The sequence below is a fragment of the Gilliamella sp. Nev5-1 genome, assembly GCF_001690895.1.
Classification (GTDB): domain Bacteria; phylum Pseudomonadota; class Gammaproteobacteria; order Enterobacterales; family Orbaceae; genus Gilliamella; species Gilliamella apicola_C.
Map to the genome: position 1 here is coordinate 23,717 of NZ_LZHO01000025.1, position 16,481 is coordinate 40,197.

Below are 16,481 nucleotides of genomic sequence, written 5' to 3' on the forward strand. Positions count from 1 at the left end.
GACACATAGCCATATGAATCACCACCTCAACAATCGCAATATAGATGTCTATTTTCGTACTGCACCTTAGCAGAGCTATATTATTTTGGTAAACGATTACAAAACTCACAACCACAAACAATTGACAAGTTGAGCCCAACTGAACCTAATTGTTGTATAAACGCCAATATGCCATCTACTCTGTGCCCAGAAGAAAGTTTAGGTAATTTTATGCACGTCAGGGCTTGAAAGTTACCAAAATAGTAAAGGCTGACTACCAATCTTTGCAATAAAAAAACTTTTTAAAACCGATAATGGCATACTATTATTAGCAAAGATTGTATTGCTAAACTGCATTAAACCAGTCACTTTATTTTAGGTAAAAGAGGCATATTGTATATGCCAAAATACTTTAATCAATTTAGGTGAAAAACCATATTAAGTTAATCGATTTTCAGTGATATTGCTTATTTTTGAGCGAACACAAAAGCTCATGACGTTTAGTGACTACTGGATTAAAGAATTCTTACCTCACAAAACCCCAATAACCCATTATGGTTCTTCATAAAAAAATCGCCACGCGCGAACATCACTTGCAAAAGTTGATTCACGTTTATATACCAGCTTTAGCTAAAAATAACGTAGGTCTACAGTAGGTCTACACCAGTAAACCGTTAACTTTTCATCTGAACTATATAAATAAGCGGTATTGAGCTAAACCTATAATAAAGTTCAGATGATAAGTTTTATATCATATCTATAAAATTACAATTAAAACCAGACTTCGGTTTGTACACCAAAACTAATTTGATGATCTTTACCATTAAAATCAAATTTACTGATATCATTTTGTAATGCCTCTATATAAGAAACATAAAAACGGATATCGGGTCGTGAAGATAAAATACTTTTTCCAACTTTGAACGAATGATAAAGCGTGGTTTTGTATCCTTCTTCAACATAAGTTTTATTTTTGACTTTGTTCTTTTGTCGAAAATAACCAAGCTCAACACCACTTTGATTATAAGTATCCCAGATATAAGCTGGTCTTATAGCTGATTTAAAGCTTGTAAAATCGGTATGTGGGCGGTTAAGATCGTAAGAGTAAACATCATTACCTGAAGTTAACGCCAAAGCATGAGCCACAATAATATCATTACTTAGATAAGCTTCCCCCTCTGATACAAAGCGATAAGCTTTACCTCCTGTATGCGTACCAATATAGTCATTATCTGAATTACTGGCAAATTCTGGATTATTCGTATTAATATTTGCTAACTGTGAAGCAACAGAATTGGTTGCTGTCTGCAATGTAAACTGATTAAATCCACCAAAAAATTTATTTTGACGCAAAACAAAACTACCAAGCCAAGCATTTTTTACAGATACATTATCTTGGATTTTAGATTTATTTGGAGCTGAATAACGAGCATTCACCCCAAGCGTTGCATCTTTCCATAATGGAATATCACGATAGCGGATTTCTAGTTCGTTTAAATCAACTTCTTCTTTTTTATGTTGAATAATTTCATTGCCATTGCTATCTATTTTAGCTACTCCTTTTTTGCTCTTTACATTTACATCTGCTCTTACTAAAGCGACATCAAAAGCGCCGATACCGACTTTAAGATTTTCAACACCAATCCCCCCACCAGCGGGTGTTTTTTGGGTTTTCCAATCAAGCATTTGAATTTCATTATAAGGTAATGAGTGCTTACCAACCCATAATTTTGCATCAGGAAAACTTGGTACAAATCCTTTTGTTTCTAAATAAATATCTGAAAATTGCATAAGATTGTCATCTTGAGTATTAAATAACCCCGCAGCTTTATTTGTCGCTACATTTCCATCAATCATAACAATTGTATCAACACGTCTTCCATCTTGATCATAGATTTTTTGCTTAAAGACAAGATCATACCAACCGCCATATTCATTACCAAATCGACCTAATGCTCCTTCAGCATAATTCTTAGGTTTACCATTACTTGAAGTTGACCAGCCACCACGAAAATAACCATTATAAGAAAAACCGATTTCATCTTTAATATAGTCTTTAAATTCAGCTAAAGTAAATGATCTCTTTTCTGGTGGATTTTCACCTAGTACGGTGTCTGCTTTTGGTGTATTAACTAGCACAATTTGATTATTACTTATTTGTGCAGGATTACTAGGTGGCTGTTGCTTTGTAAGTACTGTTTTTTGGCTATTTTTAAGTGCTTTTTTCTGATTATTTATAACAATTTGTTGTTTTTGAAGATGATTATTTAACTGAGCGAGCTGTTTATTCGACTCAATCACTTGCTTTTTCAAATCATTAGACTCTTGACTAAGTGCTAATAATTTTTGTTCTAATAATGCAATTCTTGCTTCTAATTCATCTTGAGTAGCAGCAATAGCATTTGGTAAATAACATAAACAAAGCATCGTCATTAAAACAATTCGTTTTGGTTTTACTTTACATATTTTTTTTATTGAATATTTCATTTTTCTCTACTCATTATTTTAAAGAATAAATAAAATCTTTTAGATTTAAAACAAAAAAAAACCTAAAGGGTAGCCATTACTGCCCTTTAGGTTTTGCCCGCTATAGATCGGTAACAATCCAATACTTTTTAATAAGCAATTTTAATATAGCGAATAAAAACGATTGTTCAAAAACTAAATACTAATAGTGTGATTGATATCACATTAAAAATTATCATTTTATATACATATCGTGCAAAATACAGCCAGCAGCCTTTAAAAAATAGGAAGTGACAAAAACATTTAATAATATATAGATACCATTCTATACAGGCTAATTAGATCGTTGTTTTTCATCAGATGTAATGGATAAAAATTGTTGGAGGGTGTGAGCATAACTATGATTAAAAATTATTATAAACAAGCCCTGCAAGTAGAGAATGTATAAATTTCCTTTTCATTAAAAATGATAATTAATTATCCAGAAAGTATATGGTAAAAAGTATCTTTGATTTTCTACTTTAATAATAAATATACCTATTGATTTAATAATAAATATACCTATTGAAAATTTTTATAAGTTGCAACTCCTTGAAGGTACAGCACTAAAAATTGATGATGCAAATAAATTAAACAATGTTTTCTCCATCAAATAACTTATCAAGCTCTTCAATAAAGGCTTGTTCAGGTCGATGGTAAAAGACGCCATGTTCAGGCATGCCACGCAAAAACAGGTAATAAACACCGCCAAAATGCGTTTGGTATTGGTAATTTGTTAAGCGATTTTTTAAAAAACGATGCAATGCTAAACAATAAAGTTGATATTGCAAATCATAGCGATGCTCACACATCACTTTTTCTAAAGCGGCCTGATGATAAGACTCAACGCACTTACCTAGCCAATTTGATTTGTAATCAACCACATAATATTTTCCTTCAAATTTAAAGACTAAATCAATAAATCCTTTTAACATGCCTTGTACAGCGTCAAAATCTAACTTTGGGCATAATCTTGACAAATTATCATATCGTTTGCATAAGCTATCTAATTGCTGGCTAGTTACCGTTTTGCGTATAGGGAGATAAAATTGCAATTCATTAATATGTTGATCCAATAATACTTTTGATAAGATTAAATTTGGCTTATGCAGTTGTGTACCCAATACTTGCTGCATCCATTTAGTTATTACACTATGCCATGCTGGTTCTAAATTTAGCTTTGTCAACATGTTATGGCATAATACATCAAGGTTATCTGGCGTGACCTCTTCCATAATGCTATGCATTAATGTACCGACATATGCCCCTTTAGGAAAATGATGAATATCATATTGAAAATCGGCTGGCAGGGAACTGTTTGTGTCAAGTTGTGGTTCGTCCCAGTCATTAATAATATCAGGATGGTAAGCCAATATTTGATCATTATGTTTTTGTAATTCCGTGTAACTTGTGACCCGCCAATCACTTGAGATATTGCGCGAAAATACGTTAGCTGACAAAACTGGGTTTGGCAAAATTTGAGGAATATACTGCTTACACTCTACGGGTAATTGTACATCGACTAAATTAGCCATACGTTCAATTGATCTTAATTCACTATTTAATAAATAATTAATAGCAGATTGATTGGCCTTCAATGAGGCAAGACCAATGTAACAATGGTAAACAGAGCGCGTCATTGCAACATATAATAATCGTAAATCTTCGGCAAGTCGTTCGTTTTCTATTTGTTGTTTAATCTCGTCAGTTAACCGCCATACATAATTTAGCTGATAATCATCATTTTTATCATGATAAAATTGGCTATCTGATATTCGACACAATGAAATAAATGGTAACCAAACAATCGGGAACTCCAATCCCTTTGATTTATGAATAGTAATAATCTTAACGAGATTTTCATCACTTTCGAGGCGTTGCTGATGATTTTCTAAGTTAAGATCTGGGCTAACTATTTGCTTTGTAAACCAACGAATTAACGCATGTGGGCTATCTAATTCATGTGATGCATCTTGTAGTAATTCCCCCAAATGCATTAAGTTGGTTAATGTTCGCTCGCCATCTTTGTGAGCTAATATGTTTTCAGCTAAATGACGTTTTTTCATCATTCGGCGTAACATAACTAACACACCATAATATTGCCAAATTGCTTGGTATTGTTTGAACTCTTCAACTAAACTTTCCCATTTGTCTTGATTGTCAGTGATTTGCTCTAGCTCGGTCATGGTTTGCCCTAGCAATGACGTCATCAACGCTAACCTTAGTGTTGCTTCGTTTTCAGGCATTAAAACAGCCTGTAGTAGATTCAATACATCTTTTGCCTCATTTGACGAAAAAACACTACTATGGTTTGATAGGTAAACACTTTTAACACCACAATTAGCCAATTTTTGTTGAATAATTTCTGCTTCACGTCCAGTGCGTACTAAGATGGCAATATCAGCCGTTGTTACGGGGCGCTGTTGTTTTTCATTATCAATTAATATTGATGAGTTAGATAACAAAGTCACAATTTGATCAGCACAACAATTTGCCATGTGATTTTGATAATCTGTTTTGGTTGTAATTTCGTCAGGCAATAAATATGCCGTTAAGGCACCTATTTCTTGGTTATTAATTTGCAAAGACTTTTGTTGATTCTGCTTTGCTACATCCATAGGTAAAAAAGGAATATCTTCAAATATGAATGGATTATCGCAATTAGCAAACAATTGGTTAACAGCGTTAACCATTGCTGCCGACGAACGATGGTTTACATCCATGGTAAAATAATTTTCTCCTGCCGATTGTTTAGCTTTTAAATAAGTGAATATATCAGCGCCCCGAAAACTGTAAATTGCTTGCTTAGGATCGCCAATAAACAGTAAGCCTCGATCGGTCTGTTTGTTACCATAGATATGGTTAAAAATTTGATATTGCGCAGGATCGGTATCTTGGAATTCATCAATCAAGGCAACACAGTATTTTGAAGCTATACTTTTCGCTAATCGTGCACCTGTTTTTGCATGTAATGCGCGATTAAGTTGCCCAATAAGATCATCAAAGCTCATTTCGCCATTTTTAAGTTTCTCGTTGTAAAGATCTTTTTGAATCACACTGACGATATCTATTAAAATTTGGCTACGTAAATCAAACGATTGTTTGAATAAGCCGTCAATCTGATCAAAAACAAAATGGTATGGCGCATTCTTTCCTTCTTTCGTTTTTTCAATTAAAATCGATTGCTTAAACTTTTCGAGCTCATTAGGTAATTGGAAAGATTGAGTTACATTATTTGCCCATGCTGAGACTTTAGTCACCCAATTAGGTAAATTTCGACGGCTATATGATTGTTTGCTGACACCTGATTGAGAAATGATATCGACTAACTCATCAACCGACGCTAGCCAAGACTGCTTAACATTTTCAATTTTCTCATAATTTATTTGATGAAATGCTTTAATTTTAGCTGTGATATCTGGATTTATCGGTTTATTGTCGTTTAGATCTAAGCCTAAATATGGGGTAATATCTTTCAATAATTCCGTTGGATCTTGCCATGTTGCAAGGACTAAATAGGCAAGCGATTTATCCAGTGGCGTAAAGTAGTGGCGCCAAAAGTCTTGTGTTACTCGCAATTTTAGTTGTGATTCATCTGAAACTAACTTTTGCTCAAATAACACGCCAGATTCAAACGCATGACTGGTGAGTATACGCTGGCAAAAACTATGGATAGTATAAATTGCCGCATCATCCATTGATTGTTGAGCAACGGTAAGTCGTTGCACCGCTAATTTTCGATCGTCGACTAATTCAATGAGTTGTTGATAAATAGGATCTTGATGTTGTCCTTCCAATAATCCAATTCGTAGTTCTTGTATATTTTTCCTTATTCGAGAACGTAGTTCTTGGGTCGCCGCTTTGGTAAAAGTAACCACCAGAATTTCGTTAACCTCTAAAGGTCTTGGGTAGCTATTTTGGCCAATGCCAAGTAATAACCTTAAGTAAATGAAGGTGAGTGAATAAGTTTTGCCTGTTCCAGCCGATGCTTCAATTAAAGCTCGACCAGTTAACGGCAAATCAAAAAGATTAAGTTTTTTTACTCCGCTTGATAAAACCATTCAAGTTTTCCTGCAGAGTCTAACGACAAATTAATACAAGCAATTGCCGCTGTAGGAAACATAGGAGGATTGATTTGCGGGCACAATTCATTAACTAAATATCCCACTAGCGGTAGATGTGATACCACTATTACATTTTCAGTTCCTTCAGCTAGCAACATCGTTAATATGCCAGCGACATGTGATGAGTTACCACCGGGCACTAAAAACTGATCAGTTTCAATCTTTGCAACATTAACATGTGATGATAATGCAGTAAATGTCTGTTGAGCACGTAAATAAGGGCTGACTAAACCAAGCTCAAATTGATAACCTTGCTCTTTAAGCCACATTCCAGCTTGATTCGACTGTTTTATGCCATAATTGGTTAAGGCTCTGCTAAAATCCGATGAAGCAGAAAACCCTGCTTCACCGTGTCTCATAATGCAAACTTTCATTTATAGTTAATTTTCATCTATAGTTAATTAACGTAATTTTAATTGAAAAATCATAGATTCTGCACCACAGCAAAAGGTAAATTTTACTGATAATTTAAATCCATCGTTAACTTTTTCAATATTGCTATCAATTTTGCATGGTTCTGTTTCAACATTTTTTGCAGCTTGTGTTAATGAAGCCAATTTAGCTTGAACTTCTGATTCTGTTGCAAAAACGTGCTCATACCCAGCAGTACAATCTTCGTTGTCAATTATTGTACCAACATCCACACAACAACATGCTGCTGTTTCATTAGCTTTACATTTATTTAAGGAATTTGCCATGCTATACCTCTGTTTACCGTTTAATATTAGCAACAGTATACTCTCAATCCTAACTTAGGGCAAAACACTAACATTGTTTTATTTTAGTTTCTTTCTCAGAAAAAATTTATGACTAATTCATTATGTCTATATTACTTATTTGCAATAACTAGACCGCTAACCATACTTACCTCGTATTGATTAACTTTTGAAGTTATATCATTAATTTTCTAACTCAATCTTGCATGGCCTCAATATTGCATGGCATATAGGGCGAACGACTTTGCTAGTAGTTGTTCAAAATGAGAGGAGATAAATTTACCTCTGCCAGATGGCAGAGGTTAACATCATTAAAATTTAGGTGCTGAAGGGCGACCACGTTTTTTTGCAAATCCTTTATCAGATATATCAGATTTGCCACTTTTACGGCCTCGCTTTGCTTCAGCCGTTGTGCCAGTACATAGACTCATTTTCATTGGTTGATTAAGAACTCTTACTTTTTCAAAATGTTTCAACATGTCTTTCGGCATGCCTTTTGGTAATTCAACAGTTGAATAAGTATCATAAAGTTTAATATTACCAATGTACCGACTACTAATATCACCCTCATTGGCAATTGCTCCAACAATATGACGAACTTCAATACCGTTTTCTTTACCCACTTCAATGCGGTACATATCCATATCGCCAACATCTCGGCGCTCTCGACGTTTGGGTGATTCACGGTTATCACCACGCAACCGACGCTCGCCTCCTCGGCTATCACGATCTCGCATTTCTCGCGCAGGTTTAAATACTGGATCTGGTGGTAAAATTAGTGGGCGTTCACCTTGCGCTAATTTTAATAAAGCAGTTGCAATTGTTTCTAAATCAGCTCCGCTATCAGATTGTATTTGTGCTAATAGATTTTGGTATTGGTCTAAATCGCTACTTTCAAGTTGTTTTCGGACTTGTTCAGTAAATTTAACTAAACGACGTTTTTCGAGTAGCTCTTTAGATGGTAATCCAACTTCTGGAATCGGTTTTTTAATAGTTTGTTCGATATTCTTAAGTAAACGACGTTCACGGCTATCAACAAATAAAATAGCTCGACCTGCTCGACCTGCTCGACCTGTTCGTCCAATACGGTGAACATAAGATTCAGAATCTAATGTGATATCATAATTGATAACTAAACTAATACGCTCAACATCTAGCCCACGAGCAGCAACATCAGTTGCAATTAAAATATCAAGCCGACCGTTACGTAAGCGATCTAAGGTCTGTTCTCGTAATTGTTGTGTCATATCGCCATTTAAAGCAGCGCAACTATAACCATTTTTTTCAAGTACATCAGCTACATCTAAAGTGGCTGATTTTGTTCGAACAAATATGATAGCGGCATCAAAATCTTCTGCTTCTAAGAAGCGAACAATCGCTTCGTTTTTACGCATACCACGAACAAGCCAATAACTTTGATCAATATCAGGTGCTGTTTGATTAGTCCCTTTAATTTGAACTTCCTTTGGATTATGCATAAATCGTTTAGTAATACGACGAATTGGTGCTGGCATTGTTGCCGAAAATAATGCTGTTTGATGATCTTCTGGGATCGTTGCCATGATGCTTTCTACATCATCAATAAATCCCATTCTTAGCATTTCATCTGCTTCATCAAGTACTAAACCTTTTAGATTGGAAAGATCCAATGTTTTGCGATTTAAATGATCAAGTAAACGTCCTGGTGTGCCAACCACAATTTGTGGACCTTGTTTTAAGGCACGTAACTGGACGTCGTAGCGTTGCCCACCATATAAAGCAAGAACTTTTACTCCTTTCATATATTTTGAATATTCAGAGCAAGCATCAGCAACTTGTATCGCTAATTCTCGTGTTGGTGCTAAAACTAAAAGTTGTGGTGCTTTTAAATTTGCATCAATATTCATTAAAAAAGGAATTGAAAACGCAGCTGTTTTACCGCTACCTGTTTGTGCCATACCCAATACATCATTACCATCTAATAATAGAGGAATACACTCAGATTGGATAGGTGATGGTTTGCTAAAACCAAGATCATTTAAGGCGTTAAGGATATCCTCGGATAAACCAAGGTCAATAAAAGAAACTTCTTTTGTCATGTAAACTCGCTTATAAATTTTGAATATATAAACTTGTTTATTTCGTTGGCAAAGATATTAATATTTATGAATAAACATCAATAGTTAACTATCTTATTTTGCCAAGCAAATAAACAAAGCAAATATAAATTTATGCCAGCTCACTAAATTGAAAATTTACAACTAACCCCAATAACTAACTGCCGATATTGACTTAACAACGATTCGATATAAAACAAAATAGATTTAAAACAAAATAGATTTAAAACTAATTAACGTTTATATAATCGAAAATAAAGCTAACAGCATTATTCAATGTTAAGAATATATTACTGGCAAATCAGAATACGCTATAACGACATTTTCACTTTTAAAACTGGCATGACCCTTGTTACTTTTCTTCAAGTAACTTCATTTCATAGAGTGCCTGTTGATGTTCAACATAATTATAAATATTATTTGCTAAAGCATATTTAAATAACATTTTGGCACGCTCGTCGTCACCTTTACTTTGGTAATACTTACCTAAGTAAAAGTAGGCTTCACAAAGGCGTTCGGCTAACTGCCGATTACTCTCAACGCCTTCTTGAAGGTTTTGCATTAATTTAGGCTCACTTATTTTTCCTAAATAAAATGCAATAATACTACCACTGTAACTCGTTTTATCATTAATCAGCTCATAACGTTTTTGTAGCTCATTTTGCGCAGACTTATTGTCTGTTTCTTTTTCGATCAAATAAAGCCATAAAATCCTGATAGGTTCATTCACATCATATTGATAAAACTGCAATGCATCACGTTCTGCTGCTTGGTAATGCCCAGTGCGATACAAGGTAATTGCCCGATTTAAATAGGCATAAGCATAAGTAGGATCAAGCTCTAATGTAGTATTAAAGGACGTTAAAGCCTCATCAAAATTACCTTCTCGCAGAGCATAAGTTCCCAAAAAATTATAAACATCAGGAATTCCAGGGTTAAAATTTAACAAATAAGAAAAATCACTTTGTGCAAAAGCTTTAAACCCTAATGAATCGTAAACAATTCCACGCTGAAAAATGAGCTGCATACGCGTTGCAGTGTCAATATTTTTTTGAGATAGCTGTTGGCTGATCTGAGCAATTTTTAACTCATCATCATAAGAAACTTGCTCAGGAACAGCCAGCAGGAGCTGAGAGTTAGTACAACCCGATAAAAGAATAACAGCCAGTAAAAAGCAGTATACAGTCCTCAGGTTGAATAATCTCACTTTTATCCCCCTAGTGAATAATATGTTTATTCTGCAGTCGGAGCTACGTCTACCGCTGGCTCAACAGCATCTTTCATACTGAGACGGATTCTACCTTGGCGATCAATTTCAAGCACTTTGACATTGACTTCTTGGCCTACTTTTAGATAATCAGCCACTTTTTCGACTCGATGATCAGCTATTTGGGAAACGTGGACTAGCCCTTCCTTTCCACCGATAACAGATACAAAAGCACCAAAGTCAACAATTCTAGTTACTTTTCCTGTATAAATTTTACCTATTTCAACATCAGCAACCAAGTTAGTAATGCGAGCCATAGCATCTTTAGCTTTATTTCCATCAGAGGCTGCAATCTTAACGGTACCATCATCTGCAATTTCAATGGTTGTACCTGTCTCTTCGGTTAAGGCACGAATTGTTGCACCACCTTTACCAATAATATCGCGGATCTTATCTGGATTAACATTCATCGTATAAATACGAGGAGCAAATTCAGAAATCTCTTGACGAGGTTGATTAATTGCTTGCTCCATCACACCTAAAATATGCAAACGAGCACCTTTAGCTTGATTTAATGCAACTTGCATAATTTCTTTAGTGATACCTTCAATCTTGATATCCATTTGAAGCGCACTTACACCGTCACGGGTACCGGCTACTTTAAAATCCATATCACCAAGATGATCTTCATCACCTAAAATATCAGATAACACAACAAACTGATCGCCTTCTTTCACTAGCCCCATTGCAATACCAGCAACAGAAGACTTAATTGGTACACCGGCATCCATAAGCGCAAGCGAAGCGCCACAAACCGAAGCCATTGAAGACGAACCATTTGACTCAGTGATTTCAGAAACCACACGCACAGTGTATGGGAATTCTTCCTTACTTGGCATTACCGCAGCAACACCACGTTTAGCTAAACGACCATGACCGATTTCTCGACGTTTTGGAGAGCCGACCATACCTGTTTCACCAACAGAATATGGAGGAAAGTTATAATGAAGTAAGAAGCGCTCAGTATATTCGCCTGTTAACTCATCTATGATTTGTGCATCGCGTTCAGTTCCTAAAGTCGCCGTAACTAATGCTTGCGTTTCGCCACGCGTAAACAATGCACTACCATGTGTTCTTGGTAAAACATTAGTACGAATATCAAGTGCACGAATCATATCTTTTTCACGACCATCAATACGTGGCTCACCGGCAATAACACGTTGGCGAACAATTTGGCTTTCTAAATCGACAATAATATTAATCGCTTCGTTTTCATCAAGCTCTTCATTTTGTTCTTTTAACGTAGCTAATACTTCTTCTTTGATTAAATCAATTTGTGCATAACGCGCTTGTTTTTCGGTAATACGATAAGCTTCACCTAAACGCTCTTTAGCTAGCTCAACAATCGCATTATATAATGCTTCGTTTTTATCTGGAGCTACCCAATCCCATTTTTCACAATTGGCTTTTTCTACAAATTCATTGATATTATCGATAACAATTTGTTGTTGTTCATGACCAAATACCACTGCGGCTAACATTTGATCTTCAGTTAGTAGATCTGCTTCAGATTCAACCATCAATACTGCACTTTTGGTTCCTGCCACAACTAAATCTAAACGACTTGTTGCTAGTTCTTTTACTGATGGATTTAATACAAATTCATCATTAATAAAACCAACACGAGCCGCACCAATAGGACCATGGAATGGTACACCAGACAAACAAAGTGCGGCAGAAGCACCAATCATAGCAACTAAGTCAGGGCTTACATCAGGATTGACTGACACAACTGTTGCAATAATTTGGATTTCATTAACAAATCCTTCAGGAAATAATGGACGAAGTGGACGGTCGATTAAACGTGCAATTAAAGTCTCGCCTTCACTTGGTCGGCCTTCACGTTTGAAAAATCCACCTGGAATGCGTCCCGCTGCATAAGTACGTTCTTGATAATTAACCGTCAACGGAAAAAAGTCTTGACCATCTTTTACTTTTTTATTGGCAACAACGGTAACAAACACAGCTGTATCATCCATATTGACCATAACAGCTGCCGTTGCTTGACGAGCCATAATACCAGTTTCTAAAGTTACTGTATGACGGCCATATTGAAATTTTTGAGATGTCGGGTTAAACAAAATAATGTCCTCTTGTTCTTTATTATGTTGAAGTTGGATATTTCGACTGGGAGTAACCTTACATTACTCTTATTGATATTCTCTTCAACAATGTGGGGGATATTTTCAACAAAAAGATTATTTCACTATCACGACTAATGACAAATCTATAAGTTATAGAGCTCTCATTAGTCGCGCGAAACATGAGATACAATCTTCACTTTGTTGAATTACATAAAATGTTAATTTTTATTTTCGTGCTCTACATTATATCAGAACGCTGTTTTTTCACAACGAAAAAGAGGCCTAAGCCTCTTTTCAAGTAGATTATAAATTAGCGACGTAAACCTAGTTTCTTAATCAATTGACTATAACGTTCAATATCTTTACGACGTAAATAATCTAATAATTTACGACGACTAGACACCATACGTAATAAACCACGACGACTATGATGATCTTTCTTGTGCTCAGAAAAATGACCTTGTAAATCATTGATACGCGCAGTCAAAAGAGCAACTTGAACTTCAGTTGAACCAGTGTCGTTAGTTCCTCGCCCATATTCGGCAACGATTTTCGCTTTAGCTTCTACAGTTAGAGACATAACAAACCTCTTAAAATCAAAATAAAATACGGAATGACCGATCTCTAATTCAGACATTCCTCGATATTCATATAGTAGCTATATTAGCAGCTATATGAATTACGCGCAATTATACTAGAATTTATTAAAATAGCAATTCGATTTATTCTTAATTTAACAACCTTATTTCAACTTAAAACCATATTCTTCTTGAATGAGTTTTTTAAGCGCTTCAATATAATTTTGCGCTGATATACTTAATTGCGCTTTTTGTGAGGTGATCCAGCCAATTAGGATTTTTTCTTCTACATCTAACGGTATTGATAAAATATCAGATCCATTTAAATCCGTACTTAACACCCCAGTGCTAATAGTATAACCATTAAGACCATGCAATAGATTAAACAACGTGGCTCTATCACTTACATGAATACTTTTTTTATGATAAACCGTACTTAAAATCTCTTCAGAAAAATAAAATGAGTTATACTCACCTTGCTCAAAAGAGAGGTAAGGGTAATCTTCTAAATCATCTAACGTTAATGATTTCATTTCAGCTAATGGATGGTGAGTACTGATAAATACATGAGGATGCGCTTCGAAAAGTGGATAAAATGTTAATCGATGCTCTTTTAGTAAACGTAAAATGACCTTTTGATTGAAATCCGTTAGGTATAAAATGCCAACTTCACTGCGCAAATTGGCAACATCGGTGATAATATCATGGGTTTTTGTTTCTCTTAAAGTAAACTCGTACTCATCAGTATGGTTTTTTTTAATTAAATTAACAAAAGCATTCACCGCAAACGCATAATGCTGAGTAGATATGCTACATAATTGCTTAGAAGGCTCTTTTTTGGAATAGTGTTGTTCTAATAACTCGGCTTGATCTAATACTTGCTTAGCATATCCTAAAAACTCAACGCCATCTGGCGACAAAGAAACACCTTTAGAGCTACGCACAAAAATTTCAATGCCAAATTCAGTTTCTAAATCTTTCACTGCCGTTGATAAACTCGGTTGTGTAATGTACAAATTTTTAGCAGCCTCATTAATTGAGCCGGAACGTGCAATTTCTAAAATATAACGTAGTTGTTGAAGTTTCATAATATCAGTTAATGCCTTAACACAAACTATCTTGCTTAACACAAATATATACTAAATCATATTTAAGTGAAGTAAATAATTGTTAACGTTTTTATACTCAAACACATACTTTCCTGAAAGTTTTTAACAACGATTTTGTTGTGCTATTGTAAAATAGTGATGAAAAATAAATAGTAATGATTAAAATGGTGAGCAATTAAAAGAAGTTTTCGTAAATTAATTTTATACTCATAAGCGTTGAAACAGTAATTAGCATAGGTCTGATTAATTTGCGACCTTTAGCAATGACCATCTTAGCACCAAGTCTTGCACCTATAAATTGACCAACTAACATGATAAGTCCAATTGACCATATCACTTCACCACCAACAATAAAAAACAGTAAACCAGCTAAATTTGAAGTGAAGTTTAACACTTTGGTATGTGCTGTCGCTTTAGTTAAATTAAAGCCTGCCAATGTAATATAGGCTAAAGCATAAAACGAACCAGCACCAGGTCCAAAAAAACCATCATAAAACCCAATACCCAAAGCAGGAACAAAAGCAAATTGGATAAGTGTAAGTTGGCTTTTTCGATCGTTTTCACCAATGGTTGGAGATAGTAAAAAATAAAGCCCAACTCCGATGGTTAAAATAGGCAATAATAGTTTCAAAAAGTCAACTTGGACATGCATCACTGATAATGAACCCATTGCAGAGCCAATAAAAGCAAAAGCAATTGCCCATTTTTGTTGTGTTAGATCCACCATGCGCTGACGAATAAAATATAAGCTAGCCGAAAATGATCCGCCACAACTTTGTAATTTATTTGTAGCCAATGCACTTGCAGGCGGTAAGCCAACTGCTAGTAAAGCTGGCACAGTTAATAAACCACCACCACCCGCAATTGAATCAATAAATCCCGCTAAAGTAGCAATGACAAACAGTAAGATAAGTAATTCATAGCTCATAGCTGATTTACATCGCTACATTGAGCTCGGTAACGTAAATAATGATCCATTAGCACAATAGCAACCATTGCTTCAGCTATGGGTACTGCACGTATTCCCACACAAGGATCATGTCGTCCATGGGTTGAAACTTCAACTTGTTCACCATAAATATTGATTGATTGACCAGCAATTTCAATACTTGGCGTCGGCTTTAAGGCTATACTTGCTAATATCGTTTGCCCTGAACTAATCCCCCCTAAAATACCGCCAGCATGGTTAGATAAAAAACCTTGCTTGGTTATTTCATCTCGATTTTCACTGCCTCGTTTATTAACAACTGCATAACCATCACCAATTTCAACGCCCTTCACTGCATTAATACTCATTAACGCATGTGCAAGTTCAGCATCTAATTTGTCAAATACGGGTTCACCAAGTCCTACTGGAACATTTTCGGCAACAATACAAACTTTAGCGCCAATTGAGTCGCCTTCTTTTTTTAGCGCTCTAAGTAACTGATCAAGTTCTTTTAATTTACTTTCATCAGCGCAAAAAAATGGATTTTGTTCAACTTGTTGCCAATCTTTTAATTCGCATTTTACATCGCCCATTTGAGCTAAATAACCACGAATAGTTACGCCAAGCTTTTCTTGTAGATACTTTTTAGCAATAGCGCCTGCAGCAACCCGCATGGCTGTTTCACGGGCAGAAGAGCGACCTCCACCACGATAATCGCGTATACCATATTTATTTTGATAGGTATAGTCAGCATGACTTGGTCTAAATACATCTTTTATTTTGCTATAATCTTGGGAGCGTTGATCAGTATTTTCAATAAGCAAACCAATACTTGTGCCTGTTGTAACACCCTCAAACACGCCTGATAAAATCTTGACTTGATCTGCTTCACGGCGTTGAGTGGTATAACGAGATGAGCCAGGTCGACGACGGTCAAGATCATATTGCATATCCGATTCAGTTAAAGCAAGTCCAGGAGGAACACCGTCAACAACGCATCCTAATGCGATGCCATGCGATTCTCCAAATGTGGTCACTTTAAATAATTTTCCAATTGAGTTTCCTGCCATAATAAATTTATTCCAATTATTAAAA

At 35.3% G+C, this 16,481-nt stretch carries 11 protein-coding genes; all 11 read right to left on the bottom strand.

The features are described 5' to 3' along the window. Positions 1 to 750: 750 nt before the first annotated feature. The 11 genes from A9G41_RS03665 to aroC all read right to left on the bottom strand — a co-directional run bounded on the left by A9G41_RS03665 (position 751) and on the right by aroC (position 16,456). Positions 751 to 2,466: a carbohydrate porin gene (locus A9G41_RS03665; protein ID WP_081302179.1), complete on the bottom strand. Its 1,716-nt coding sequence runs from the start codon at positions 2,464 to 2,466 to the stop codon at positions 751 to 753. A 608-nt stretch (positions 2,467 to 3,074) separates the two neighbouring features. Beyond that, the gene (gene recB, locus A9G41_RS03670) at positions 3,075 to 6,545 is read right to left on the bottom strand and encodes an exodeoxyribonuclease V subunit beta (protein ID WP_075539339.1); all 3,471 of its coding nucleotides are present in this window, start codon (positions 6,543 to 6,545) and stop codon (positions 3,075 to 3,077) included. After that, complete coding sequence (gene sixA, locus A9G41_RS03675; RefSeq protein ID WP_218057729.1) at positions 6,524 to 6,967, bottom strand: phosphohistidine phosphatase SixA; 444 nt, start codon at positions 6,965 to 6,967, stop codon at positions 6,524 to 6,526. Before sixA ends, recB begins: the two co-directional genes overlap by 22 nt. 42 nt (positions 6,968 to 7,009) lie before the next feature. Next, positions 7,010 to 7,306 (bottom strand): YfcZ/YiiS family protein, encoded by a 297-nt coding sequence (locus A9G41_RS03680; protein WP_065582456.1) that lies wholly within the window; start codon positions 7,304 to 7,306, stop codon positions 7,010 to 7,012. Between the two features lie 329 nt (positions 7,307 to 7,635). Next, positions 7,636 to 9,402, bottom strand: coding sequence for a DEAD/DEAH family ATP-dependent RNA helicase (locus A9G41_RS03685; protein WP_081297840.1), 1,767 nt, complete (start codon positions 9,400 to 9,402; stop codon positions 7,636 to 7,638). 370 nt (positions 9,403 to 9,772) lie between these two features. Then, on the bottom strand, positions 9,773 to 10,627 hold the full coding sequence (gene nlpI / locus A9G41_RS03690) for a lipoprotein NlpI (RefSeq protein ID WP_065567221.1): 855 nt from the start codon (positions 10,625 to 10,627) through the stop codon (positions 9,773 to 9,775). Between the two features lie 26 nt (positions 10,628 to 10,653). After that, positions 10,654 to 12,768, bottom strand: a complete 2,115-nt coding sequence (gene pnp / locus A9G41_RS03695) for a polyribonucleotide nucleotidyltransferase (RefSeq protein WP_075539340.1) — start codon at positions 12,766 to 12,768, stop codon at positions 10,654 to 10,656. A 313-nt stretch (positions 12,769 to 13,081) separates the two neighbouring features. After that, on the bottom strand, positions 13,082 to 13,351 hold the full coding sequence (rpsO, locus tag A9G41_RS03700; protein ID WP_065567223.1) for a 30S ribosomal protein S15: 270 nt from the start codon (positions 13,349 to 13,351) through the stop codon (positions 13,082 to 13,084). 162 nt (positions 13,352 to 13,513) lie between these two features. Next, positions 13,514 to 14,437 carry a LysR family transcriptional regulator gene (locus tag A9G41_RS03705; protein ID WP_065567224.1) on the bottom strand — a complete coding sequence of 308 codons (924 nt, stop codon included), beginning with the start codon at positions 14,435 to 14,437 and terminating at the stop codon, positions 13,514 to 13,516. Positions 14,438 to 14,633: 196 nt separating this feature from the next. Further along, complete coding sequence (locus A9G41_RS03710; RefSeq protein WP_065582454.1) at positions 14,634 to 15,386, bottom strand: TSUP family transporter; 753 nt, start codon at positions 15,384 to 15,386, stop codon at positions 14,634 to 14,636. After that, positions 15,383 to 16,456 carry a chorismate synthase gene (gene aroC, locus A9G41_RS03715; RefSeq protein ID WP_065582453.1) on the bottom strand — a complete coding sequence of 358 codons (1,074 nt, stop codon included), beginning with the start codon at positions 16,454 to 16,456 and terminating at the stop codon, positions 15,383 to 15,385. The genes A9G41_RS03710 and aroC overlap by 4 nt, the downstream gene beginning before the upstream one ends. Positions 16,457 to 16,481: the final 25 nt, after the last annotated feature.

Excerpts from the sequence above, each read along its gene's own strand:
- A9G41_RS03665 (WP_081302179.1), bottom strand. The coding sequence starts at position 2,466 with ATGAAATATTCAATAAAAAAAATATGTAAAGTAAAACCAAAACGAATT.
- recB (WP_075539339.1), bottom strand. The coding sequence starts at position 6,545 with ATGGTTTTATCAAGCGGAGTAAAAAAACTTAATCTTTTTGATTTGCCG.
- sixA (WP_218057729.1), bottom strand. The coding sequence starts at position 6,967 with ATGAGACACGGTGAAGCAGGGTTTTCTGCTTCATCGGATTTTAGCAGA.
- A9G41_RS03680 (WP_065582456.1), bottom strand. The coding sequence starts at position 7,306 with ATGGCAAATTCCTTAAATAAATGTAAAGCTAATGAAACAGCAGCATGT.
- A9G41_RS03685 (WP_081297840.1), bottom strand. The coding sequence starts at position 9,402 with ATGACAAAAGAAGTTTCTTTTATTGACCTTGGTTTATCCGAGGATATC.
- rpsO (WP_065567223.1), bottom strand. The coding sequence starts at position 13,351 with ATGTCTCTAACTGTAGAAGCTAAAGCGAAAATCGTTGCCGAATATGGG.
- A9G41_RS03705 (WP_065567224.1), bottom strand. The coding sequence starts at position 14,437 with ATGAAACTTCAACAACTACGTTATATTTTAGAAATTGCACGTTCCGGC.
- A9G41_RS03710 (WP_065582454.1), bottom strand. The coding sequence starts at position 15,386 with ATGAGCTATGAATTACTTATCTTACTGTTTGTCATTGCTACTTTAGCG.
- aroC (WP_065582453.1), bottom strand. The coding sequence starts at position 16,456 with ATGGCAGGAAACTCAATTGGAAAATTATTTAAAGTGACCACATTTGGA.